General features: G+C 68.0%; 23 protein-coding genes, 1 tRNA gene and 1 pseudogene. 13 read left to right on the top strand and 12 right to left on the bottom strand.

Annotation, left to right across the window (positions count from 1 at the left end; genetic code table 11):
* The first annotated feature begins 40 nt into the window (after positions 1-40).
* Positions 41-883 (top strand): hypothetical protein, encoded by an 843-nt coding sequence (locus EV643_RS24920; RefSeq protein WP_133802543.1) that lies wholly within the window; start codon positions 41-43, stop codon positions 881-883.
* A gap of 55 nt (positions 884-938) precedes the next feature.
* Here the strand turns inward: EV643_RS24920 and EV643_RS24915 are convergent, their stop codons facing one another.
* Positions 939-2,306 carry an FAD-binding oxidoreductase gene (locus tag EV643_RS24915; protein ID WP_133802542.1) on the bottom strand — a complete coding sequence of 456 codons (1,368 nt, stop codon included), beginning with the start codon at positions 2,304-2,306 and terminating at the stop codon, positions 939-941.
* Positions 2,307-2,479: 173 nt separating this feature from the next.
* On the opposite strand from EV643_RS24915, the gene EV643_RS24910 reads away from it, so the two are divergent.
* Together EV643_RS24910 and EV643_RS24905 are read left to right on the top strand one after the other, a co-directional pair.
* On the top strand, positions 2,480-3,706 hold the full coding sequence (locus EV643_RS24910) for a lactate racemase domain-containing protein (protein WP_133802541.1): 1,227 nt from the start codon (positions 2,480-2,482) through the stop codon (positions 3,704-3,706).
* Between the two features lie 55 nt (positions 3,707-3,761).
* Positions 3,762-5,219, top strand: a complete 1,458-nt coding sequence (locus EV643_RS24905; RefSeq protein ID WP_133802540.1) for a flavin-containing monooxygenase — start codon at positions 3,762-3,764, stop codon at positions 5,217-5,219.
* 263 nt (positions 5,220-5,482) lie between these two features.
* Here the strand turns inward: EV643_RS24905 and EV643_RS24900 are convergent, their stop codons facing one another.
* On the bottom strand, positions 5,483-6,856 hold the full coding sequence (locus EV643_RS24900; RefSeq protein WP_133802539.1) for a cystathionine beta-synthase: 1,374 nt from the start codon (positions 6,854-6,856) through the stop codon (positions 5,483-5,485).
* A gap of 107 nt (positions 6,857-6,963) precedes the next feature.
* On the opposite strand from EV643_RS24900, the gene EV643_RS24895 reads away from it, so the two are divergent.
* Positions 6,964-8,007, top strand: a complete 1,044-nt coding sequence (locus EV643_RS24895) for an SGNH/GDSL hydrolase family protein (RefSeq protein WP_238165775.1) — start codon at positions 6,964-6,966, stop codon at positions 8,005-8,007.
* Between the two features lie 276 nt (positions 8,008-8,283).
* Positions 8,284-8,514 carry a DUF4287 domain-containing protein gene (locus EV643_RS24890; protein WP_133802537.1) on the top strand — a complete coding sequence of 77 codons (231 nt, stop codon included), beginning with the start codon at positions 8,284-8,286 and terminating at the stop codon, positions 8,512-8,514.
* A 180-nt stretch (positions 8,515-8,694) separates the two neighbouring features.
* Here the strand turns inward: EV643_RS24890 and EV643_RS24885 are convergent, their stop codons facing one another.
* The 4 genes from EV643_RS24885 to EV643_RS46735 all read right to left on the bottom strand — a co-directional run bounded on the left by EV643_RS24885 (position 8,695) and on the right by EV643_RS46735 (position 11,924).
* Complete coding sequence (locus EV643_RS24885) at positions 8,695-9,531, bottom strand: Bax inhibitor-1/YccA family protein (protein WP_133802536.1); 837 nt, start codon at positions 9,529-9,531, stop codon at positions 8,695-8,697.
* Between the two features lie 203 nt (positions 9,532-9,734).
* Positions 9,735-10,475 (bottom strand): DUF4118 domain-containing protein, encoded by a 741-nt coding sequence (locus tag EV643_RS24880; protein WP_133802535.1) that lies wholly within the window; start codon positions 10,473-10,475, stop codon positions 9,735-9,737.
* A gap of 86 nt (positions 10,476-10,561) precedes the next feature.
* The gene (locus EV643_RS24875) at positions 10,562-11,092 is read right to left on the bottom strand and encodes a DUF3592 domain-containing protein (RefSeq protein ID WP_133802534.1); all 531 of its coding nucleotides are present in this window, start codon (positions 11,090-11,092) and stop codon (positions 10,562-10,564) included.
* Between the two features lie 49 nt (positions 11,093-11,141).
* Positions 11,142-11,924: an SDR family oxidoreductase gene (locus tag EV643_RS46735; protein ID WP_133802533.1), complete on the bottom strand. Its 783-nt coding sequence runs from the start codon at positions 11,922-11,924 to the stop codon at positions 11,142-11,144.
* 434 nt (positions 11,925-12,358) lie between these two features.
* On the opposite strand from EV643_RS46735, the gene fdhA reads away from it, so the two are divergent.
* From fdhA to EV643_RS24855, 3 genes are all read left to right on the top strand, one after another.
* Positions 12,359-13,573: a formaldehyde dehydrogenase, glutathione-independent gene (gene fdhA, locus EV643_RS24865; protein ID WP_133802532.1), complete on the top strand. Its 1,215-nt coding sequence runs from the start codon at positions 12,359-12,361 to the stop codon at positions 13,571-13,573.
* Positions 13,574-13,705: 132 nt separating this feature from the next.
* Positions 13,706-13,897, top strand: a complete 192-nt coding sequence (locus tag EV643_RS24860) for a hypothetical protein (RefSeq protein ID WP_133802531.1) — start codon at positions 13,706-13,708, stop codon at positions 13,895-13,897.
* A gap of 75 nt (positions 13,898-13,972) precedes the next feature.
* The gene (locus EV643_RS24855) at positions 13,973-14,458 is read left to right on the top strand and encodes a pyridoxamine 5'-phosphate oxidase family protein (protein WP_133802583.1); all 486 of its coding nucleotides are present in this window, start codon (positions 13,973-13,975) and stop codon (positions 14,456-14,458) included.
* Between the two features lie 251 nt (positions 14,459-14,709).
* Here the strand turns inward: EV643_RS24855 and EV643_RS24850 are convergent, their stop codons facing one another.
* On the bottom strand, positions 14,710-15,003 hold the full coding sequence (locus tag EV643_RS24850; protein WP_133802530.1) for a hypothetical protein: 294 nt from the start codon (positions 15,001-15,003) through the stop codon (positions 14,710-14,712).
* A gap of 262 nt (positions 15,004-15,265) precedes the next feature.
* On the opposite strand from EV643_RS24850, the pseudogene EV643_RS24845 reads away from it, so the two are divergent.
* Positions 15,266-15,610 (top strand): annotated as a pseudogene (locus EV643_RS24845) (transposase); the annotation flags it as partial.
* Between the two features lie 80 nt (positions 15,611-15,690).
* Positions 15,691-15,948: a tyrosine-type recombinase/integrase gene (locus EV643_RS46985; protein WP_133802529.1), complete on the top strand. Its 258-nt coding sequence runs from the start codon at positions 15,691-15,693 to the stop codon at positions 15,946-15,948.
* Positions 15,949-16,078: 130 nt separating this feature from the next.
* Here the strand turns inward: EV643_RS46985 and EV643_RS24835 are convergent.
* The 3 genes from EV643_RS24835 to EV643_RS24825 form a co-directional block, all read right to left on the bottom strand.
* Positions 16,079-16,159: transfer RNA gene (locus EV643_RS24835), tRNA-Leu, on the bottom strand.
* Between the two features lie 178 nt (positions 16,160-16,337).
* A complete protein-coding gene (locus EV643_RS24830) occupies positions 16,338-16,931 on the bottom strand; it encodes a peptide deformylase (protein WP_238165773.1) in 594 nt (197 codons plus the stop codon).
* A complete protein-coding gene (locus EV643_RS24825) occupies positions 16,928-17,434 on the bottom strand; it encodes a glycine cleavage system transcriptional repressor (protein WP_133802528.1) in 507 nt (168 codons plus the stop codon). Before EV643_RS24825 ends, EV643_RS24830 begins: the two co-directional genes overlap by 4 nt.
* Positions 17,435-17,537: 103 nt before the next feature.
* On the opposite strand from EV643_RS24825, the gene EV643_RS24820 reads away from it, so the two are divergent.
* The 3 genes from EV643_RS24820 to EV643_RS24810 all read left to right on the top strand — a co-directional run bounded on the left by EV643_RS24820 (position 17,538) and on the right by EV643_RS24810 (position 21,764).
* Positions 17,538-18,668 carry a sensor histidine kinase gene (locus EV643_RS24820; RefSeq protein WP_133802527.1) on the top strand — a complete coding sequence of 377 codons (1,131 nt, stop codon included), beginning with the start codon at positions 17,538-17,540 and terminating at the stop codon, positions 18,666-18,668.
* Complete coding sequence (locus EV643_RS24815) at positions 18,665-19,330, top strand: response regulator (RefSeq protein ID WP_133802526.1); 666 nt, start codon at positions 18,665-18,667, stop codon at positions 19,328-19,330. The genes EV643_RS24820 and EV643_RS24815 overlap by 4 nt, the downstream gene beginning before the upstream one ends.
* A 64-nt stretch (positions 19,331-19,394) precedes the next feature.
* Positions 19,395-21,764: a GH92 family glycosyl hydrolase gene (locus tag EV643_RS24810; RefSeq protein WP_133802525.1), complete on the top strand. Its 2,370-nt coding sequence runs from the start codon at positions 19,395-19,397 to the stop codon at positions 21,762-21,764.
* Between the two features lie 60 nt (positions 21,765-21,824).
* On the opposite strand, the gene EV643_RS24805 is transcribed toward EV643_RS24810, so the two are convergent.
* Both EV643_RS24805 and EV643_RS24800 read right to left on the bottom strand, forming a co-directional pair.
* Entirely contained in the window at positions 21,825-23,135 is a 1,311-nt protein-coding gene (locus tag EV643_RS24805; protein ID WP_133802524.1) for an NAD(P)/FAD-dependent oxidoreductase, read from the bottom strand.
* Between the two features lie 91 nt (positions 23,136-23,226).
* Complete coding sequence (locus tag EV643_RS24800) at positions 23,227-24,123, bottom strand: uracil-DNA glycosylase (protein WP_133802523.1); 897 nt, start codon at positions 24,121-24,123, stop codon at positions 23,227-23,229.
* Positions 24,124-24,129 lie beyond the last annotated feature (6 nt).

Genomic DNA, 24,129 nt, shown 5'->3' with positions numbered 1-24,129 from the left:
GTCGAACCGGTTTCCCATCGGTATGAGAGGCTGATCGGCGATGCGCAAACGGAACTGGCTGCTCGGCCTGGGACTCGCGGCCGCCGCGGCGTGGTCGGTCGCGGTGAGTGCGGCGATGCCGAGCTGGTTCGACCCGAGCGACGACTGCGCGCACACTGCCGGCCGGTCGGGTTTCAGCTACCCCAGCGGGTCCTCGGAGCGATCGATCGACATCGAGATCAGTTGGTTCCCGCCGCGCGCGACCTGCGACGTCGGCGGCGACCGGGTGTACGACTTCATCTCCCCGGCGAAGTCTGTCACGTTGACCGTCATCGGTGTGCTGATCGCGCTCGTGGTCGCGGTCGGCCTGGTCGGGGCGGTCAGGAAGTTGTTCAGCACCGGCGGGGTGATCCGCTCCCCCGAGGCGATCGACCTTCGCCGCCGGCGGTTCACCCACCTCGCGACCGCCGCGGCCGCCGGCTTCGTGGCCATCGGCGGCTGCGTCCTCGCGCTGGTCTTCGCGGTCTTCCTGGGCGGTCCGCCCGGCGTGATCACGCTGGCGATCGCCGCGCCCGTCGTCTTTGCCGCGCTCGCCTCGGCGATCGACCGCGCCTACGGTCCCCTGCCGAGCACCGCCGCCCATTCACGTCGGCGAGGCACCGCGGCCGCGGTCATCACCCTGCTGGTCGCCGTCCTCGCCGCCGCGCGGAACTTCCCCATCCCCACGTTCTGGCCCGCTCTCCTCGGCGCAGCCACCTACGCGATCGTCGTAGCCGTCCAATGGACCCGCCCCGTCCGTCTCCAGGTACCACAGCAGTTCAGCCTGGCGCCGCCACCCGCTCCCGGCCGGATCCGTACCGATCGACAGGACGATGTCGACCAGGAGACCGGCCGCCACGCCTGACCCCGGCGGTGCGCCGGCCTCGACCGGCCACTACCTCCTGTCGAAATGCACGCGCTCACGCAGATGGGCGGATGTTCTGGTTCAGGTGGAAGACGTTGTCCGGGTCGTACTGCGCCTTGACCTGCGCCAGCCGCCGGTAGTTCTCCTCGCCGAACCCGGCGACCACCCGATCCCGGCCCTCGTCGCCGATGAAGTTCAGGTAGACCGCCCCGGTCGTCCACGGCTTCAGGTCGGCGCACAGGTTCCGCGCCCAGGCGATCCCCCGCTCGTCATCGGCCGCGTCCGCCCACAACCCGAACGGATGCACGACCCAGGCCGCGCTCCGATGCGGCAACGGCCACTGGTCCGCCCCGCGCGCTACGGCACCACCCCAAGGCAACAATGCCTGCTGCGAAGGTGCCGGCATCGGCATGTCCGCAGCACGATCGCTGAACACCCGCACCGCCTCGTCCGGGAAGGTGTTCAGATGCTCGGCCGACCAGTAGTTGCGGAACCCCGGCGGATCATCCAGCGCCGAGTTCAACTCGGCATACGGCATCTGCGCAACCAGCTCCCCCTCGGGTGCGAGGTCGAACAGCGGCTTGAGCACCTCCCGCGTCTCCTCCTCAGAACCCAGGTAGACGCCCCCCGCTCCGACCAACAGCCGGCCCTGCAGATGCTCCGGGACGAACTCCTCCGGCGGCCCGGTCATATAGATGACTCCCCCGCCCAGCTCCTCCGGCGCCCCCGCCTCGAACAGATCACGGTAGGCGCGCAGCACCTCCGGACCAGCCGAAGCCGGCCAGAGCAGCATGGAGAGCGTGGTCACCGGTACCGAGTGCAGCCGGAACGTCAGCGAGGTGGCGACTCCGAAGTTCCCGCCACCACCGTGCAGCGCCCAGAACAGGTCGGTGTTCCGGGTCTCGTCCGCGATCACCAACTCCCCCTCGGCCGTGATCAGCTCGACCGAGATCAAGTTGTCGCAGGCCAGGCCGAACTTCCGCTCCAGCCAGCCGGATCCGCCGCCGAGCGTGAGCCCCGCGACCCCGGTCGTCGACACCCGCCCGCCGGTCGTAGCCAGCCAGTACGGCTGGCAGGCCCGGTCGAGATCGCCCCAGGTCGCCCCACCGCCGACCCGGACGACCCGCGCGTCCGGATCGACCTGGACGCTGTTCATCCGCCGGACGTCGACCACCAGCCCGCCCTCGGTCAGCGCCGTCCCCGCAACCCCGTGACCGCCACCCCGGACCGCGATCTCCAGCCCCTCGGCGACGCCGTACCGGACCGCTGCGGCGACGTCCGCGGCCGACTCGCACTGCGCGATGACGCCCGGCCGCTTGTCGATCATCGCGTTGAAGAGCACCCGCGCCTCGTCGTACTCCGGATCGCCGGAGCGCAGCATCTTCCCGCCGAACCCGAGCGGACGCGAAATCGTGTCGGACATGGGACTCCCCCTCGTGCCAATGTGTTCCCCCAGTGGATACGCCCGATGCTGCGCCGACCCGCTCCATCGGTCAACGGCTCACCGCTTACCTCACGCTGACGTGGACCCCTCGCCTACCAACGGTCCCCGACCGATCACAGGCGGGAACCGACGCGGGGCACTAGGCTGGCCCCATGCCCGGGACAGAAGCCGCCCTGCTCGGTGGGCCAGGTCAGACGCTCACCGACGAGCAAGTCACCACCTTCATCTCCGACGAACTGTCCGCCGCCGGTCTCGACGGCCGCAGCGTCTGCGTGATCGTCCCGGACGCGACCCGAAGTTGCCCGCTTCCCCTGCTCCTGAAGGCGATCCACGCCACCCTGACGGGCAAGGTCACCGTACTGGTTGCCCTCGGCACCCATGCGGAGATGAGCAAGGAAGACCTGACCAGACACGTTGGCAGCGACCAGTACGACGTCCTGAACCACGAGTGGTGGAAACCCGACACGTTCGCCGACCTCGGCACGATCAGCGCGGCCCGGGTCGAAGAGATCTCCGGCGACCTGCTGTACGACGAGGTCCGGGTCAAGCTCAACCGGGCCGTTGTCGAACACGATGTCGCTCTGGTCGTCGGCCCGGTCTTCCCGCACGAGGTGGTCGGCTTCTCCGGCGGCAACAAGTACTTCTTCCCCGGGGTCGCCGGCCAGGAGGTGATCGACCTGTCGCACTGGCTCGGCGCCCTGATCACCAGTTCCCGGATCATCGGTACGCCGGGAGTCACGCCTGTGCGCAGGTTGATCGACGAGGCCGCCGCCCTGATCCCGGCGGAGAAGCTCGCGCTGTCGGTCGTCGTCGAGTCCGGCACGAGCAACCTGCACGCCGTGGCCTTCGGCGACACCCAGTCCTCCTGGCGAGCGGCCGCCGCCGTTTCCGCCGAGACCCACGTCCGCTACCTCGACCACCCGGTCCGGCGCGTCGTCTCGGTGATGCCGTCCCGCTACTCCGACATCTGGACCGCGGCCAAGGGCTTCTACAAGGTCGAACCGGTCGTCGCCGACGGCGGTGAGGTGATCCTGTACGCCCCACACGTGACCCAGCTCGCCGCGATGCACCCCGAGATCGAGGAGATCGGGTACCACTGCCGCGACTACTTCGTCGGCCAGTGGGACAAGTTCCGCGATATCCACTGGGGCGTCCTCGCGCACTCCACCCATCTTCGCGGCGAAGGCAGCTGGGACCCGGCGACCGGCGAACACCTGCGCGTCGGCGTCACCCTCGCGACCGGGATCCCCGAGGAGGTCGTACGCGGGGTGAACCTCGGCTACACCGATCCCGCGAGCTTCGACCTCACGCAGTACGAGAACGACCCCGACACCCTGGTCGTCCCGAACGCCGGCGAGATCCTCCATCGCCTCCGCTGACCGGGAGATCCGGTACCGCTGACAGGCACGTGACTGACCGGTAACCTTCGGGAGCATGGGACAGACCGAGGTCGCGATCGTCGGGTCCGGGTTCGCCGGGCTGTGCATGGGGATCAAGCTCCGCGAGGCCGGGATCGAGGACTTCGTCATCCTGGAGAAGGCCGGCGAGCTCGGCGGCACCTGGCGGGACAACACCTATCCGGGCTGCGCCTGCGACATCCCGTCGTACCTGTACTCGTTCTCCTTCGAGCAGAACCCGCACTGGACCCGGATGTTCGCGCCCTGGGACGAGATCCTCGACTACCTCAAGCACTGCGCCGACAAGTACGGCATCACCAGCAAGATCCGGTACGGCGCGGAGGTCACCGAGGCCGAGTTCGACGAGGCGACCGGCCGGTGGACGATCACGATCAACGGCACCGAGACCCTCGACGCGCGCGCCTTCGTCGCCGGGGTGGGCAGCCTGCACGAGCCGAAGTACCCCGACCTCCCGGGCCTGGATACGTTCACCGGTACGACGTTCCACTCGGCGCAATGGGACCACGAACACGACCTCACCGACCGCCGCGTCGCCGTGATCGGGACCGGGGCGAGCGCGATCCAGTTCGTCCCGCAGATCGCCAAGCAGGCCGCGCAACTCGATGTGTACCAACGCACGGCCCCATGGATCACACCGAAACCGGACCGCGTCATCGGTCCGCGCGAACGCGCCCTGCACGAACGGTTCCCGGCCGGCCAGCGGACCATCCGCAACGTCATCTACTGGGGTCTGGAGGCTCGCGGCCTGGGATTCGCGGCCAGCCCCAAACTGATGAAGGGCCTCGAACTCCAGGCCCGCCGCCACCTCCGCAAACAGATCAAGGACCCCGTACTCCGGGCCAAGCTGACGCCCGACTACCAGATCGGCTGCAAGCGGATCCTCATTTCGAATGACTACTACCCGGCCCTCGTCCGCGACCACGTCGACCTGGTCACCACCCCGATCACCCGGGTCACCCCGACCGGTGTGCTCACCGCGGACGGCGTCGAGCGCCCTTGCGACACGATCGTGCTCGGCACCGGGTTCCAGGTGTCCGGCAACCTGACCCGGATGCGGATCCTCGGCCGCGACGGCATCGACCTGGCCGAATCGTGGAAACGCAACGGCATCGGGGCCCATCTCGGTATCACCGTCGCCGGGTACCCGAACCTGTTCCTGCTGGTCGGCCCGAACACGGTGCTCGGGCATTCGTCGATGGTGTTCATGATCGAGGCCCAGGTTCGCTATGTCCTGCAGGCGATCCGGCTGCTCCAACGCCGCGGCGCGTCGTACGTCGAGGTGCGCGAGGATGCACAGCAGCGGTTCGTCGACGGGGTGCAGGGTGAGCTCGGGGACACCGTCTGGCAGTCCGGCTGCAGCAGTTGGTACCTCGACGCCCAGGGCCGGAACTCGACCATCTGGCCGGAGTTCACCATGTCCTACTGGCGCCGCACTCGCCGCCTCGACCCTACCGACTTCGTCCTGGTGAACTAGGGGTTCCCCCGACTCCCTAGGGTGGAGCGGTCAGGGGCCGGCGTACGACCATGGGATGAGCAGAAGACGGCCCCAAGGACCGATGTCCGGAGCCGCTGCGCGGAGGATTCTGGATGACATGAAGCTCATCCAGATCATCAGCGCAGTAGCCATTGTCGGCGGTGTCGTGATCACCGCCCTGATCGCCATCATCCCCACCGTCGTCGACCGCTGAGGCGAAGGTTGCTCCCAGCAAACGAAGTAGGAGCCGCCGGCAACCGCGCTCAGTCGACGGCGAGGTGGCTCAGCAGGTCCTGCCGGGTGAGCACGCCCACCGGCTTGCCGTCGTCCAGCACCATCAGCGCGTCCCGGTCCTCGAGCAGCTCGACCGCCTTCGCCACGGGTTCGCCCGCGCCGAGGGACGGCAGCGCCGGATCCATGTGCTGCTCGACCATGTCGGCCAGCCGCGCATTACCGGAGTACAGGGCGTCCATCAGCGTCCGCTCCGACACCGCGCCGGCCACCTCTGCCGCCATCACCGGCGGTTCGGCCCGCACCACCGGCATCTGGGAGACGCCGTACTCGCGCAGGATCGCGATGGCCTCGGCGATCGTCTCGTGCGGGTGCGTGTGCACCAGCGGCGGCATGCTGCCGTCCTTGCCGGCCAGCACGTCGCGGAGCGTCGCGCCCTGTCGCGCATGCGCGAGGAACCCGTACTGCGCGAGCCAGTCGTCGTTGAACACCTTCGTCAGGTAGCCACGACCGCCGTCCGGCAGCAGTACGACGATGACCGCGTCGGGATCGTCGAGCTCTTGCGCCAGCCGAACCGCCGCCGCGGCCGCCATCCCGGCCGAACCGCCGACCAGCATGGCCTCCTCGCGCGCGAGTCGCCGAGTGAACGCGAACGAGTCCGCGTCCGACACCTCGATCACGCGATCGCAGATGGTCCGGTCGTAGGTCTCCGGCCAGAAGTCCTCACCGACGCCCTCGACCAGGTACGGCCGGCCGGTGCCGCCGGAGTACACCGAACCCTCCGGGTCGGCGCCGACGATCTGGACCCGGCCGCCGGAGACCTCCTTGAGGTACTTGCCGGTGCCGCTGATCGTGCCGCCGGTACCGACGCCCGCGACGAAGTGGGTGATCTTCCCCTCGGTCTGCTCCCACAGCTCGGGACCGGTGGTCTCGTAGTGGGACTGGGGGTTGTTCATGTTGGCGTACTGGTTCGGCTTCCAGGCGCCCTCGATCTCGCGGACCAGCCGGTCGGAGACGTTGTAGTACGAGTCCGGGTGCTCCGGGGCGACCGCGGTCGGGCAGACCACCACCTCGGCGCCGTACGCCTTGAGCACGTTGCGCTTGTCCTCGCTGACCTTGTCCGGGCAGACGAACACGCACTTGTAGCCCTTCTGCTGGGCCACCATCGCCAGCCCCACCCCGGTGTTCCCGGAGGTCGGCTCGACGATCGTGCCACCCGGCTTGAGCTCGCCGGAGGCTTCCGCGGCCTCGATCATCCGGACCGCGATCCGGTCCTTCACCGAGCCGCCTGGGTTGAAGTACTCGACCTTCGCGAGGACGAGCGGTTTCGCACCGTCCGTCGTCTTCGTCAGCCGCACCAGCGGGGTGTTGCCGACCAGGTCCAGGAGAGAGTTGACGTAGCGCACGAATCTCACTGTATGGGACTCTGCGTGTTCTTCCCTATTTCGCTTGCTTCGCCGTCACAGCGTGTAATCCTTGGAGCATGAGTGACCGGGGTGGTGGGGTGGGAAGAGTGTCAAGCAGAGCCCGGGCCGCGAAGCGACTGGCCCAGGCCGCAGCCTTCGGTGGTGGGGGACTCGGGCTCATCGGTGCCAGCCTGTACGGCGTGCTGACCGCGGAAGCGCGGTACGCCAAGCGCGTCATCGGCCCGATGAAGGCTCACCCGACACGGGGCGACGGCCTGTATGGCCGGTATCCAGGTCACCCGATCACGCTGGCGATGATCGGTGACTCCAGCGCGGCCGGATACGGCACGGCGTCGCCCGACGAGACCCCCGGCGTACTGCTCGCCTGCGGTCTCGCCGAGCTGGCGAGGCGGCCGGTCCGGCTGGTCGACGTGTCGAGAGTGGGGGCCAAGTCCAGCGACCTGGCGCCCCAGATCGACACGGCGCTGCTGGCCGGGCCGCATGTCGCCGCCATCCTGATCGGCGTCAACGACGTGAAGGAGCAGATGCCACCCTCGACCTCGGTCCGGCTCCTCGAGCGCGCCGTCCGGAGGCTCCGGGCGGCGCACTGCGAGGTGGTCGTCGGGACGTGTCCGGACCTGGGCATGGTCCGCCCGATCCGCCCGCCGCTGAAGCAGGTCGCCCGGTCCTGGAGCCGGCGCCTCGCGGCCGCCCAGACGATCGCGGTGGTCGAGGCGGGCGGCCGGTCGGTGTCGATGGGCTCGCTGCTCAGCGAGGCCTTCCGGACCAACCCGTCGATGTGGGGCCCGGACAACTTCCACCCGTCCTCGGAGGGGTACGCCGCGGCCGCGGCCGCCTTGCTCCCCTCGGTCGCCGCCGCGATGGGCGTCGGCCCGGACTCCTTCGTCCACCCGGAACCGTTCCGTGGCGAGGCCGTCCTCCCGATCGCCGAGGCCGCCGTCCAGGCCGCCGGCACGTCGGGTACAGAGGTCGCCGCAGCCAAGGTCGCCGGTCGATCCCGTGGTCCCCGGGGTCCATGGGCCCAGCTCCGCCACCGCCGCCGCCACCCCCAACCCGAGATCGACCGCATCGAGACCGACTCCACCAGCGACTCCCCCGCCGACCCATCCCTGGCCCCAACCGTCTCCTGACCCTCACCTCCCCAACCGGCGGCCCCGGCCCGCCGCCCCGCCCCGCCCCGTCGCCCCGCCCCGTCGCGGAGAGCTTGAACACCAACTGGGGACCTCGTACACGATATTTCCTGTCCGAGGTCCCCGGTGTTTGTCCGAGGGCCCGGCTCTTGTCACTGACCGCTTAGCGAATTGAGCGTCCGCTGAGCGGGGACTTTCATCCGGAAACTCTTGCCTGTCGGCAGGTCGTGGTGCACAGTCGATAACTACGCACCACCCCGACGACGGGAGGCGAAGATGGGCTTGAACCACTCCGAGGAGACGCATAAGCGTCTGGTGGAGAAGGTGCCCAGTTGCACCGGACGCGAGATGACAGAGTGGTTCAAGTTGATGAACGACGGACCGTCGTTCTCACGCTTCGACGACAGGGTTCGATGGCTTTCCAGCGAGTACGCCCTCGCTCACGGGCACGCCACAGCCATCGTGCACGAATACGACCTGGTCAGAGCGCACCGGCGAATGGGCTGACGAGCCGAACAGGAGCAAATTTCCGCAGCAGGCCTGCCCTTTCAGGTGGAGGGGTAGGCCTTCTGTGTGTCTCCGCCCATTCAGCCCGCGACGCCGACCTGGGAACGCGAAAGGGCCGGTCCCCCACCTGAGGGAGACCGGCCCTTCCTACTGCGTCAGGAGTTTGTGCGACCGATCAGGTCAGTCGCTGCCGCGCAGGATCGCGAGGATGCGGAGGAGGTTCCAGTACAGCCAGACCAGGGTGACGGTCAGACCGAACGCGGCCCGCCAGGCCTCGTTCTGCGGGGCGCCGTGCCGGACACCCTGCTCGATCATGTCGAAGTCGAGGATCAGGTTGAACACCGCGAGGCCGGCGCCGATCGCGGCGAACAGCAGGCCCATCGCGCCGAAGCCGCCGATCCCGGAGTTGAAGCCGAACAGGCTCGCGATGAAGTTGATCAGGATCACGCCGGCGAAGCCCATCGTCGCCAGGATCACCATCTTGGTGAACCGCGGCGTCACCTTGATCGCGAAGTACTTGTATGTCGCCAGGGTCAGACCGGCCGTCACCATGGTGGCGAGAATCGCCTGCACGATGATGCCGGAGTCACCGACATAGCTGGCGATGAACTTGCTACCGATCCCGAGGAACACGCCCTCGGCCGCGGCGTACACCATCACCAGCGCGGGGTTGACCTTGCGCGAGAACGACAGCACCAGACCGAGCACGAACGCCAGCAGGGCACCACCGAGGAAGGCCGGGGTGACCAGGTCGGTCGGGATCGTGTTCCAGGCGATCGCGGCGACTGCCACGACGACGCCCAGGGTGGCGGCGGTCCGGACGATGACGTCGTCCATGGTCATCGGGCGGGCGCCGGCCGGGGCGCCCTGGTACTGCTGCGGCGGCGTACCCGGCCCGCCGTAACCGTACTGGCCGGGCTGGCCCGGCTGACCGTACGGAGCGGCCCCCGGGTAGGCCTGGCCTTGGCCAGGCGCAAACGCACTCGACCGGTTCAGGACCGGGTTACTGCTCTGCATGTCATCCTCCTGTGTACCCACTGTGGGTCGTACACGAATAGTACGGTCCCACCCTTAACAACGCCTGAGGAACAACCCAGTGTTCCCTAACCGAAACCGCTCCGAAAACGGCGGTTGCAGAACCCAACCGATAACAGGCTGTCATGCCTCGGCCGCACTATGCCGTACTGCGAGCCAGCCAGTCCATGGGGTTGGAGGGGCAGTTACAAGGAGGCTTGCCGTGGCATCAGGGCGGCGCCGACCTGGTCGGCCAGGGCGACTGCGACCAGGCGCTGCTCGAGGTCGGGGCGGGCGATCCGAGTCGCCGCGGTGAGCTTGAACTTCCCCAGCGTGGTTCCGCTGTGCTGGACCATCAACTGGGTCTCGGAGTTCGTCGGGAGCCCGTCGCGCTCCACCTTGATCGTGTGCGTCCCGCGGGTGACCGAACCGTCGTGGTTCAACTGCGGATCGCCGGTCTGATTGTCACCGGCAACGAACCTGCAGCCGTCGATCCGCAGTACGGCGGTGAGCTCGGCGTTGACGCGGTCGATCAGATCCTCGGTGGACGCCCCTTCGGCGACCGCGGCGGACGTGGTCAGTACGCCGTCCAGGTAGCCCTTGTGCCGGCTCGCCCGAGCTTGTTGCCGACGGCCCCAAAGCGCGATCTCGGTCACCGCGGCACCGATCACCACCAGCAGCACGGTGGTCTCGATGTCGTCCCGATTCTGGATGTGCAGGCTGTTGTAGGGCATCGTCAGGAAGAAGTCGAACCACACCGCACTCGACAACGCCGCCAGTACCCCGGCCGGCCGGATCCCGAACGCCGCCACCGCCACGATCACCAGGACCAGCACCAACGCGCCATTGGAATTGTCAAAGCTGTCCCGGAACGGAATCAGCACCGCACAAACCACCAACGGCACCACAACCGCCGCCGCCGTCACCTGACCCCGATACCTGCTCACTCCTCAATTCCAGACCGCCGACCGCCCCCAAACAACACTCCTGACGGAACTCTGCCACCCTTCTCACACGCCTCTACCAGTCGCAGCTACCGCGTGTCCCACGGTTCGTTCAGGCCTCGCACGAACCGCTTGAGGCTGTTCTTCACCTCGGCCGGCCCACCCCAAGGCCTGCCGAGCCGATAAGCCCGCACCGCCAAGGTGCCGGCCGTGCCGGTCAACAGCACCGGAAACAGCAGCCTGAACGGCAGTTCACCCGCCACACCCGACCAATCCGCCGCAAAGTCCGCCTCAAGCATGTTCAGGTTCGCATCCCGCGGATCGACGACCAGCTGGACCTTCTTGCCGACCTCTGCACGCTCCAGCTCCAGGTCTTCGTCGCTGGAGACGAAGCTGACCTCGGCCAGCCTCCCGTCCGGCAGCTTGACTTCGGCCACCAACGGGAGATCGGTCCGGCTTCGCTCGAGAATCTGCACCACAACACCGGTGACCGGCTGACCATGCTCGCGAAGCTGAGTCCGCAGCCGGTCCTCGACCATGACTTCGTCCACCATGAGCCAGCCCAACACCAGCCCGGCAACCGCGAACATGCTCCAGAAGACTGGCCCCGGTTCCCTCACATCTGCAGTTTGCCCGCCCGGTCCTGCCGCAACCGCTCCAGCACACGCCTCAGCCCACTCTGGTCGCCAGGAAGTCCTCCCAGGTTCGGCCGGCGCCGGCGTCGGGGGCCAGGTTCGCGCCGGAGCGGAACGCGGCGGCCGCCTTGCCCGGGACTCGCATCGGCATGAACAGCCGGCGCTTTCCGGTCGCCTTCACGTATGAGCGGATCACGTCTTTCAGGCTGTAGATCTTCGGCCCGGCCAGATCCGGCACCAGCCCGGCCGGCTTGCCCAGCGCGAGTTCCACGAGCCGATCCGCCACCATCGCGGGATCGACCGGCTGGGCCTTGAACCCCGACGGCACCGGAATCACCGGCAGCTTGGCCATCCCCTCCGCCAGCGTGAACAGCAGGTCGTGGAACTGCGTCGCCCGCAATGTCGTCCACGGCACCCCGGACTCGGCGACGATCTTCTCGGCCTCCCGCTTCGCGGCGATGTACCCGAACATGTTCCGATCGATCCCACTCACCACCGGCGTACGGTCCGCGCCGACCACCGAGATGTACACGACATGCCCGATCCCGGCCGCCGACGCCGCCTTCATCAGGTGCCGAGCCTTCACGTCATCCCCCTTCGCACTGCCCGCGCAGTGCAGCACCGTGTCCACCCCCTTCACCGCGTCCTCGACCCCTGCCCCGGTCTCCAGGTCCCCCACGACGTACTCGACGCCGTCGACCGCCTCCCGCGCAGTACGACTCAACACCCGTACGCCGAAGCCCGCCGCCCGCAACCGCGGAACCACCAGCTTGCCCAGCGTCCCCGTCCCACCAGTCACCAGAACCGACCCACTCATCGCCATCTCCTCATCGCTCAAGTCGCCCGATGCCCTCGGGCTTCACAGGTGCGACGGATCCCGATCGACGAATGTGACTGAGCGCTGGTACCGCGACGCGTTGACGCGTTCTGAGGACGGGACTAGCGTCGGGAGCATCCCTTGAACGTCACCGACCTTGCGTGTCATCGCAGAGGTCAGTCGACGCACGGCAAGGACTCACCTGGTACGGGGCAGGCGACGACCGCATCGCCTCATCCACAAGGCGTTCGCGGCCCGCGGTTGTACTGCGATCTCCGGACAGCGAGGCCTGTATTGCGAGTTCCTGGGCGCGCGCCCAGGACTGAGTACCGGCCGGGTCTCGTGGGGTGGTGATGCCACTGGTTCATCCCACAGCGCGCAGCAGGCCGTATCGCATGTCTCCAACAGGAGCTTCCCGGAGAGGAGCATTTGCCGTGCCAGGCAACAGGGCGGTTATCTACAAGGGACCAGGCAATGTGGCGGTCGAGACGATCGACTACCCAAGCCTGGAGCTCAAGGACGGTCCGGGGGTCAACCCCGCCAACGTGGGCCGTCAAGTCCCCCACGGAGCGATCCTCAAGGTCGTCGCCAGCAACATCTGCGGCAGCGATCAGCACATGGTGCGCGGCCGGACCACGGCGCCACCGGGACTCGCACTCGGCCACGAGATCACCGGCGAGGTTGCCGAGGTCGGCCGGGATGTCGAGTTCATCAAGGTCGGCGACCTGGTGTCGGTCCCGTTCAACATCGCCTGCGGGCGGTGCACCAACTGCAAGGAGGGCAAGACCGGAGTCTGCCTGAACGTGAACCCGGACCGGCCGGGGTCGGCGTACGGGTATGTCGACATGGGCGGCTGGGTCGGCGGCCAGGCGGAGTACGCGCTGGTGCCGTACGCCGACTGGAACCTGCTGAGGTTCCCCGACAAGGACCAGGCACTCGCGAAGATCCGCGACCTGGCGATGTTGTCGGATATCTTCCCGACCGGGTACCACGGCGCGGTCACCGCCGGCGTCGGGACCGGGTCGACCGTCTACATCGCCGGCGCCGGACCGGTCGGCCTGGCCGCGGCCACCTCGGCCTTCCTGCTCGGCGCGGCCGTCGTCATCGTGGCCGATCTCCAGAAGGAACGGCTCGAACAGGCAAGGAGTTTCGGCTGCGAGACGATCGACGTGTCCGAGGGTGAGCCGAGGGACCAGGTCGAACAGATTCTCGGTGAACCCGAGGTCGACGCCGCCATCGACGCGGTCGGGTTCGAGGCCCACGGCCATGGCACCGACGCCCGGGCGGAACGTCCGGCGACCGTGCTGAACACGGTCATGGAGGTCACCCGCGCGGGTGGCGCGGTCGGCATCCCCGGCCTCTACGTCACCGGTGACCCCGGCGCGACCGACGATGCCGCCAAGATCGGCTCACTGTCGATCCGGCTCGGCCTCGGCTGGGCGAAGTCGCTGGGCTTCACCACGGGGCAGTGCCCGGTGATGCGGTACAACCGCCAGCTGATGAAGGCGATCCTGCACGACCGTACGCAGATCGCCAGGAACGTGAACGCCACGGTCATCCCGCTGGACCAGGCACCACAGGGCTACGCCGAATTCGACAAGGGAGCGGCTCGCAAGTACGTGCTCGACCCGCACGGACTGATCAAGTAGGGCCACTGACGGGAGCGGGGCGGCGACCCCGCTCCCGTTGCCCTGCCCACGGAGTCGTGACCGCGCCGAAATGCGGTGGTAACAGCAGCCTGCCCATACTGCGATGAAAGCCCCCGCACGAGAGCGACTTCCATGAGCAGCGACCAAAAGCTGGACCTCGAGTTCGCCTACACCACGTACCAGGACTCCTGCCGCGACCTCTATTCGCCGTATTACTACTGCCGCCGCCCCCTAGGCCACGACGGCGTCCACGCCGCCGGCTTCGGCACCGGCCGCCTCCGCTGGGAACACCAGCCCAACCACGCTCCGCACATGCTGTCCTAACCCCCTGCGCCCAGGACCCATGTCAGACCTTCGGTAGTGTCAGGCAGCGTGGAACCCACGGCGCAACGGCCGCATATGCCTGGGTACGGCATCCTCGGTCCAGACGATGGGACCGGCCTCCTCGCCTGGGGATTGGCGACCGATCGCCTCGACCGCTCGCGCAATTACTGGCTCGCCACCGTGTGGCCAGATCACAGACCCCACGTGACCCCAGTCTGGGGGGTCTGGCGGGACGGCAGCCTCTGGTTCAGTTGCAGTCGACGCTCCCGGAAGGCGCGGAACCTGGCGAGCAATCCTGCTGCCGTCGCCACAACGGATGACGCTGCGAATCCAGTCATCATCGAGGGGTACGCGGCCCCGGTCGAAGATCGAGCCGCGATCGCGGCCTTTGCCGACTGGGCTGACACCAAGTACCAGACGAAGTACGGCGTCGCGTTCTACGGCGATCCTGCGAACGCCTGCTTCCGCATCGAGGTGGTATCGGCGTTCGGCCTCAGCGGGGACGACTTCACAGGCTCGCCCACTCGATGGGTCTTCCAGGGTCGAGACCGCGATCGGTGAACCCTGACAACGGTCCTCGGATCACTGTGCCCGCCTCTCGGGCCAGCAAAGGTCAGCGCGTCTGTGTGCCCGGGACGGGATCGAACCCGTATGCCTTTCGGCCGCGAGGTTAAGTTCGAACAGGCATCGTTCGGGAGCGTCCGTGCCGGTTCAGTTGACTCTTGCAGCGGCCCTGTACGACCAACTCGAACTGGGCTGTACCGAGTCGAACTGCAACCGGAGGTGCACCGTGCGGCGTTCACGCAGGTCGGCTACTGCTCGGTGTTGTGTATCGCGTCCAGGCCGCCCTCAAACCACGCATGGGCAGCGAGCCAGACCAGCGCGGTGCGCTGTCCCTCATTGGCCGCGATCTCCTGTGCGCGCGTGAGGAGGTACCCGAGCATCGGGTTGTCGTTCGCAGGCCAGGGCGGCTGGGGCATCTGACGCTCCCGCAGGTGCTCGACCGACGCTTGCTCGTCCAGATATTGCTCCAACTGCTCCGCCCACTGGCTGAGCGATTCTCCGCCAGAGTCGCCGAACAGTTTGATAACGCGTCCCATGAACACCTCTCGATGGTCAGACCAGTCCAGGCTGTCGCCTCGACCGACTCCACATGCATTGACGGTTACGTGTCAACGATCGAAGTACTGGCGGAGACCGTCCGGCCATGCGCGTCGGCGTGTGGGTGACCGGCAATCCGGAGGCTAGCCCGGGGCTTTCATGCCGGTTGGCTGTGAGGATGTGTCGTTGAACTGAAAGGTGCTCCTGGCCAGCGACGATGTGGGATGTCTAGGACCATGTCGTGCGGAATCGAGGAGCACCTTCCCGGTGGAGAAGACTACCGGGTTCTATCCCTGTGTTCGGGTTGATGCGGCGGGATCGGGTGTGGTGTCGCGGGCAGGTGGTCTGTTGCTCGCCGACGCGGTCTGGGTGAGTGAGTCGGGCGCTGAGTTGTCGCGGGCGTTGGCGCCGTGGCGTAAGCCGTTGGCCAGGCACGACCCAGCCAAGATCGTCTGTGATCTGGCGGTCGCTCTCGCGCTGGGCGGGGACTGCCTGGCCGACATCGCGGGGCTGCGCGGTGCACCGGATGTGTTCGGCCTGGTGGCCTCGAATCCGACGGTGTCGCGCACGATCGACGCGTTGGGCGCTGATGCTGATCGGGTAATTGCTAGTGGGGCGATGCGGGAGCCTACGGTCGGACGGCAGGCAGCGTCAGCCGTGCGGACCTGGGTGGCTGGCCCTCGGAGTGAGCAGTGAGTCGACGGGTGTCGACCGTTGATGACGAGTTCTGCTGTCTTCGACCGGCACCCTGTTGGAATGTGCGCGCCAAGCCAACGGGAGGCGGGCCTTCAAGCCCTCGTCCGCATGATGTTCGCCATACCGCGGCCACGCTGGTGCTCGAACAGGGTGTTGACATCCGTGTCGTCCAGGAGATCCTCGGCCACTCGTCTTTGGCAGTCACGATGCGGTACACCCACGTTACGAGCAAGCTCGCTCGGGGGAGCCGCTGACAAGATCGGTGACGCGTTGTGGGCGTAGCACTCGGGACCCTGATTGCAACCACAACTGCAACCATTGCCCTCGCTCTGGCGGTCTGGCGGGTATCCGCCTGGAGGCATACGTGCAGGTCAGAGTCCTGTGTGCCCGGGACGGGATTCGAACCCGTATGCCTTTCGGCCGCGAGGTTTAAGCTCGCTGCGTATGCCGTTCCGCCACCCGGGCGTGGGAAGAGAGCGGTGCAGGCACTGACGATACAAGGACAGGCACCGCGGCCGGACCGGCGCCGATGGCGGGTCCTTGCACCGATGGCGGGTTGCAGCACGTCAGCGGTGGTGAAGCCCGGCATCGGGGGTAACCGGACAAGCTGCAAGTCAGGCGGACGAAGGCTGCTGGGCAGGGACTACTTGTAGACCTGGCGGGGGTAGATCGCGTGGGCTCCGGCTACTTGGTCTAGGAAGAGTAGGCCGTTGCAGTGGTCTATTTCGTGTTGGAGGGCCCGGGCTTCGAAGGCGTCGGTCGTCAATCTCAGGACGTCGGTGGTGCCGGGGAGGATGCCGGTGATCGTGAGGCGGGTGGGGCGTTTGACGTCGCCGGTCAGGTCGGGGACGGACATGCAGCCTTCTCGGGCCTTTTCCTGGCGGGTGGCTTCGACGACTACCGCGTTGCAGAGGACGAAGGTGCCGTGGCAGGTGCGGGTCTTCGGGTGGTTGGTGACGTCGACCGCGAACATCTGGACAGCGACACCGACCTGGGGAGCGGCCAGTCCGACGCAACCGGGTGAGACGCGCATCGTGGCGATCAGGTCGGCGGCCAGGGTGAGCATGGTGGGGTCGAGGGGGTCGACGGTCGCGCCTTCCAAGGCGAGGACCGGGTGGGGGGCTCGGACTACTTCCAGGACGCTTCCGGTGAGGCCGAGGCTTGATGGCGACCAGGTGGCCACCGCCTCGTTGACGGTGACGCCGACCACCGGGTCTCCGGGGGTCGGAGTACTCACAGGTCGTCGCCTTCGGCTGGGCGGAGGGTTACGCCAACGCCCAGCTCGTCGGCCGTGATCTCCAGGGCCCGGTAGAGCGTGTCGAGGTCGGCCGACACCGGGATCTCCACCTCCGCGGTCAGCACATACAGCGGACCGCTCAGCCGGGTGGTGAGGTCGGTGACCGTGCCGCCGACGGAGGCGATCATCCGGGTGACGGCCGAGACGATGCCGGGGCGGTCGGCGCCGTGGACGGAGAGGATGTACGGCGGGCCGATGGGCGCGTGGAGGTGTTCCGGACCCACCTCGCGGACGGTGATCACCAGTTCACCGCGCAGCGGCTCCAGAATCTCACGCACCGGCGAGAGCGGGCCGGAGCAGACGATCATCATGGCGAAGTGGCCGCGGAGCAGGGTCATGGTGGAGTCCTCGAGGTTGACCCCGACCTGGGCGAGGGCCTCGGTGACGTCCGCGATGATGCCCGGACGGTCCGGTCCGATGACGGTGACGGCGAGCTGGCTCATGAGGCCGAACCTACCGGGCCAAAAGTCTCGATCTGCCGTGACTTCGGTATCCGGACCACCTCAACGCCCCGTAATCAACCAATGACGAAGCTAGATTCGGACCATGGACCGAACGCTCGGCCGCCGGCGCAGCGCACGCGACTGGGTGGTGGACAGCATCGCGTTCACGGTCGCCGTCCTCCTCGGCCTCGTGCTCTACAACGACGGCGAGAAGGACCCGATCCCGGAATGGCTGCTGGCCCTCGACTTCTTCACCGGGATGGCGCTCTGCCTGCTGCTGTGGTTCCGGCGGCGCTGGCCGATCCAGCTGGCGGTCCTGTCCGCCGTCATCACCGTCTTCTCCGAGGCGGGAGGTATCGCGGCCCTCATCTTCACGATGACGGTCGCCGTGCACTTCCGGCTCCGGGTGACGCTGGCCCTGCTCGGGGTCAACATCGCCAGCATGACGGCGTACGCCCTGGTCCGGGAGAAGAACGAGCCGATCCTCACTGTCATCATCACCACGGCGATCCTGTACGTCGGTGCCGTCGGCTGGTCGCTCTACGTACGTTCACGCCGCCAACTCCTCCAGACTCTCCGCGACCGGGCCGACCGTGCCGAGACCGTGGCCCAACTGCAGGCGAAACAGGCACAGATGCGGGCCCGGGAGGAGATCGCCCGGGAGATGCACGACGTCCTCGGTCACCGGTTGTCGCTGCTCAGTGTGCACGCCGGCGCGCTCGCCTACCGCCCGGACGCGTCGACCGAGGAGGTCGGCCAGGCCGCCGAGATCATCCGGGCCAGTGCCCATCAGGCCCTCCAGGATCTCCGCGAGGTGATCGGCGTACTCCGCGCGCCGGCCGGCGAACTCCCCCAGCCGACGTTCGCGGATCTCCCCGTCCTGGTCGAGGGTTCCCGGCGCGCCGGCGTACCGGTGGAGCTCGAACTCGATGCCCCCGGCACCATGCCCGACCACGTCGGCCGGACGGCGTACCGGATCGTCCAGGAGGGACTCACGAACGCCCTCAAACACGCACCCGGCCAACCGGTCAGCATCACCGTCAAGGGTGCCCCAGGCAACGGTCTCCAGGTCCAACTCACCAACCCCGCACCGAACAGACGATCAGGACAGCGACAAGGACAGGGATTGATCGGGCTCACCGAGCGGGCCGCACTCGTCGACGGACGACTCGAACACGGCCGCACCCCCGACGGCGACTTCCGGCTGGCCGCCTGGCTACCGTGGCCGTCATGACGATCCGGGTCCTGATCGTGGACGACGATCCCCTGCTGCGCGCCGGGCTGAAGATGATGCTGGCCGGCGCCCCCGACATCCGGGTGGTCGGCGAGGCGGGTGACGGCAGCGGCGTCCAGGCGCTGATCGACAAGCACTCCCCCGACGTGGTGCTGATGGACATCCGGATGCCCGGCACCGACGGCCTGACCGCGACCGAACTGGTCCGGTCCCGCCCGGCCGCGCCCGAGATCGTCATCCTGACCACGTTCGACGCCGACGAGCACGTACTCCGTGCGCTCCGCGCGGGCGCGGCCGGCTTCATCCTCAAAGACACCCCGCCGGCCGAGATCGTCGAGTCCGTACGACGGGTCGCGGGCGGCCAGCCGGTCCTCTCCCCGACCGTCACCAAACGCCTCATCTCCCGGGTCGCCGCGTCCGGCCAGGACCAGCGCAAAGCCAAGGCGACCACCCGGCTGGACGAGCTCAACGACCGGGAGCGGGAGATCGCCGTCGCGGTAGGCGAGGGCAAGTCGAACGCCGAGATCAGCGCGACCCTCTACCTCAGCGTCCCGACTGTGAAGACGCACGTCTCCCGCATCCTGACCAAGCTCGACCTGAACAACCGGGTCCAGATCGCACTCCTGGTGCACGACGCCGGTCTCCTGGACGACAGCCGCTGATCACCGGCACGTCACCATCCCGGATTAGCGTGCCGGAGTCCGGCCGCCCACGGAAGGCCCCTCCATGCGCATCCTCGCCGCTGCCCTCAGCGTTGCTCTACTGCTCCCATCCGTACCGGCCCAGGCCGAAACGGATCCCGCCGAGTCCGTTGCCGAAGCGGATCCTGCCGCGTTCGTCGACCCGCTGATCGGGTCCGCCCGCGACGGCAACACCTGGCCCGGCGCGGTCCGGCCGTTCGGGATGATCTCCTGGAGCCCGACCAGCACCCGCGGCGACCAGACCAGCACCGGTGCGGCGAACGGCTACCAGTACGACGTGACGCGGGTCCGCGGATTCAGCCTCACCCACGTCAACGGGGCCGGCTGTAACCCGGGCGCGGCCGGCGACATCCCGATCATGCCGTACGCCGGGACGGTGGACTCCTCGCCGACCGCAGACACCACCGACGCGAAGTACGCGAGCAACTTCAGCCACGCGAACGAGCAGGCCAAACCCGGCCGGTACACGGTGGCCCTGGACAACGGCGTGAAGACCGATCTCGCGGTCACCACCCGAGCCGGTGTCGGCGAGTTCAGCTTCCCGAAAGACCAAGCGGCGAACCTGTTGTTCCGGACCTCGAACTCGCTCAACGGCAGCGAGGACGCCGAGATCACCATCGACGCGGCCGGCCGCAAGGTGACCGGATCGGTACTGACCGGCGCGTTCTGCGGCCGCCGGGCCAACGGCGGGATCAACAACCGCAAGACGTACTACCGGCTGCACTTCACCGCTTCCTTCGACCAGCCGATCGTTGCCAACGGCACCTGGAAGGACGCGGCCCTCACTCCGGGCAGCACCCACACCACGGGCGGCGAGGGTTACGCGACCGGCGCCGACCGGGCCGGCAAGGGATCCGGTGGGTACGTGACTTTCCAGCCCGGCGCGAAGGTGCGGATGCGGATCGGCATCTCGTACGTGAGCCTGGCCGGCGCCGAACAGAACCTGGCGACGGAGGTTCGGCCGGAGGCGACAGTCGACCGGATCGCCGCCGACGGCTACCGGCACTGGCGCAACGAACTCAAGGCCGTCCGGATCACCGGCGGCACCGACGCCCAGCGGACCACCTTCTACACCGCGCTCTACCACTCGTACCTGCAGCCGAACATCTTCAACGACGTCGACGGACGGTATCTGGGCAGCGACCGTCAGATCCACCGGCTCGCGCCCGGCCAGCGAGCGCAGTACGGGACCTTCTCCGGCTGGGACCAGTACCGCGCGCACATCCAGCTGCTGGCGCTCCTGAAGCCCGATATCGCCGGTGACTTCGCCCAGTCGATGTACCAGTTCGCCCAGCAGAACAACGGGATCTGGGATCGCTGGCTGCACAACAACGGGCCGACGCACGTGATGACCGGCGACCCGGCGGCGCCGACGCTGGCGACCTTCGCGGCGATGGGCGTGAAGAACTTCGACGCGGCCAACGCCTACGAGTCACTGTTGCACCAGGCAACCGTACAGAACGCGGACGCGGAGAACGACGGTGGTTGCCCGGGGCAATGCACTGGGCAACGGCCGGCCCTGAACACGTACCTGGCCAAGCACTACGCGCCGCAGGACGCCTGCCACTGCTGGGGTGGCGCCGCCGAGACGCTGGAGAACTCCCTCGCCGACTTCTCGCTGGGTCAATGGGCGCAGCGGCTGGGCAAGACCGAGGACGCGGTGACACTGAAGGACCGCGGCACCTGGTGGAAGAACACGTTCGACCCGGCCATCGGATACCAGCGGGCGAAGAAGGCGGACGGGACCTGGCTCCCCGGGTTCACCCCGTCGACCGGTGACGGGTTCGCGCAGGGATCGAGCGCGACGTACACGTGGATGGTTCCGCAGGACGTCTCCGGACTCGCCGCAGCGATGAACGGTACCGCAGTACAGCGGCTGGACGCGTTCTTCCATGACGAGAACGGCAACTGGGCGGTCCGCGGCGGCAGCGCACTCCGGTACGACCCGACGAACGAGCCCGGCCTGCACGCACCGTGGCTCTACAACGGACTCGGCCAACCCTGGAAGACGCAGGCCACGACCCGCGAGATCGTCGACACCGTGTACGGCGTGGGACCGTCGGGCCTGCCCGGGAACGACGATCTCGGCACATTGTCGGCCTGGTACGTGTTCGCCGCGATCGGCCTGTTCCCGCAGACTCCGGGCCGGGCGGAACTCCTGGTCGGCAGTCCCCTGTTCCCGAAGGTCGAGCTCAAGCGGAGCAACGGCGTACGGCTCACGGTGGAGGCGCCCGAGACCTCGGACACCAACCAGTACGTGCAATCGCTGACCCTCAACGGCAAGCCCCGCACCGAATCCTGGCTCCCCGAGTCCTTCCTCACCCACGGCGGCCACATCACCACCACCCTCGCCGCAACCCCGTCCACCTGGGGCACCCTACCCGTCGACCGCTAAGACGCTTGCGTCCGAAGAACCGAGCGCTATGACCCTCGGTTCTTCGGACGCAACGTGTCGTCAGGAGCTGGTCGCGCGGCGGAACTCCTCGTTGGGCATCTGGAGGCTGCCGAGGCTGGTGACCTCGCGGCGGAAGAACAGCGCGAGGGTCCAGTCGAGGACGACCCGGGCCTTGCGGTTGAAGGTGGGGACCCGGGACACGTGGTACGTGCGGTGCAGGAACCAGGCCGGCCAGCCCTTCAGCTTCACGCCGTACAGCTGGGCGACGCCCTTGTGCAGGCCGAGGCTGGCCACCGAGCCGACGTACTTGTGCTTGTAGTCCTGCGGTTCCTGGCCGTCGACCACCCGGAGGATGTTCGCGGCGAGGCGGTGGGCCTGACGGACCGCGTGCTGCGCGTTCGGCGCGGTGAAGACGCCGGGGTCCTCGGCGGTGAGGTCGGGCACGGCCGCGTTGTCACCGGCGGACCAGGCGTCGTCGAGACCCTCGATCCGCAGGTTCGGCAGGCACTTGATCCGGCCCTTCTCGTCCAGCGGGAAGTCGGTCTGCGCCAGCGCCGGGTTGGCCTTCACGCCGGCCGTCCAGACGATGGTGTCGGCGTCGAACTCCTCGCCGTCGCTGAGCACCACGCGGCCCTTCTCGCAGGACTCCAGCCGGGTCTCCAGCTTGATGTCCATGTTGCGCTTGCGGAGCTGCTCGACGGTGTACTGCCCCAGCTCGGGGCCGACCTCGGGCAGGATCCGATTGGTCGCCTCGACCAGGACCCAGCGCATGTCCTCGGGCTTGATGTTGTCGTAGTACCGGGTGGCGTAGCGGGCCATGTCCTCGAGCTCGGCGAACGCCTCCACCCCGGCGTACCCGCCGCCGACGAAGACGAAGGTCAGCGCGGACTTGCGCAGCGCCGGGTCGGGCTGGGACGAGGCGACGTCCAGCCGGTCCAGCACCTTGTTGCGCAGGGCAATGGCTTCCTCGACGTTCTTGAACCCGATCGCCTCCTCGGCCAGCCCCGGGATCGGCAGCGTCCGGGCGATCGAGCCGAGCGCGACCACGATCTGGTCATAGGCCAGCTCGTACTCCGGCCCCTCCTCGGGCATCACCTTCGCCACCTTGTGCGCGTGGTCGATCGCGGTCACCCGGCCGGTCACCACCCGGCAGCCCTTCAGCGTCTTGCGCAGCGGCACCACCACGTGCCGCGGCTCCACCGAGCCGGCCGCCGCCTCGGGCAGGAACGGCTGGTACGTCATCACCGACCGGGGGTCGACCACGGTCACGCGGATCCGGCCCCGGCGGGCGGCCTTGCGCAGGCCATAGGCGGTGTACATCCCTACGTAACCGCCACCGACTACGAGGATGTGCGGTACCTGGGCTGTCATGCGGTTCACTCTCCCTGAGTGGTCTCCGACTTCATGTCTACTTCAGGTTACAAGCTCGTGAAAACTTTCACAAACACTCTGGGGAGTGATCTCAACCACCGGACTTCACTCCTCCGAGGGACTTCGCGCGGGCCAGGACGGCGTCCAGCATCGGCTCGGTCAGCTTGCCGGTGAAGGTGTTCTGCTGGCTCGGATGGAAGCAGCCGAGGACCGTCAGTTCGCCGTACGGGCTGGTCAGCCGGTACTCCAGCGCGTGACCGAACTTCGGGCGGGGTTTGGGTACTGCGACGCCTACCGCCGGCAGCGCGTTGAGCAGGACGTCGAAGCCGAACTTGCCGAGGCAGACGATCGCCCGGGTGGTCGGGAGGACGAGTTCCAGCTCGGCCCGGAACCACGGTGCGCAGGTGTCGCGCTCGGCCGGGGTCGGGGCGTTCGCGGGCGGCGCGCAGCGGACGGCGGCGATCATCCGGGCGCCGAGGAGGCGGAGTCCGTCGCCGGCGTGCTCGCTGGTCGGCTTGTTCGCGAGGCCGACGCGGTACAGGGAGGCAAACAGCCAGTCGCCCGAGCGGTCGCCGGTGAACACCCGGCCGGTCCGGTTCCCGCCGTGCGCGGCCGGCGCGAGACCGGCGATCAGCACGCGCGGTTCGGCCGCACCCCAGCCGGCGATCGGCCGGCCCCAGTACGGCTGGTCCGCGAACGCCTTCCGCTTGCCCACGGCAACTTCCTCGCGCCACTCCACCAAGCGATCGCAAGCCCGGCACACCGAAACCCGCGCATCAAGCTCAGCCAGTTCATCCGTCCGGCCCAGCCCACTCGGCCTCGACAGCTCACCGGTCGTCGCCAGCTCGCCGACCCTCGCCAGTTTCACGACCTCGTCGGCGTCCCGGGCCACCGGAGTACGTCGTACAGCCGGATCCTCGGGCCAGCCTGAGCCCGGCGGCACCGGGCTGTCGAACAGCTCGCCCGTCAACGGATGCGGCAGTCGCATGTGGTC

The sequence above is a fragment of the Kribbella caucasensis genome (genome assembly GCF_004361855.1).
GTDB lineage: Bacteria > Actinomycetota > Actinomycetes > Propionibacteriales > Kribbellaceae > Kribbella > Kribbella caucasensis.
The sequence above is the reverse complement of the archived record's forward strand: the minus strand, read 5'-3'. Positions and strand labels throughout refer to the sequence as shown.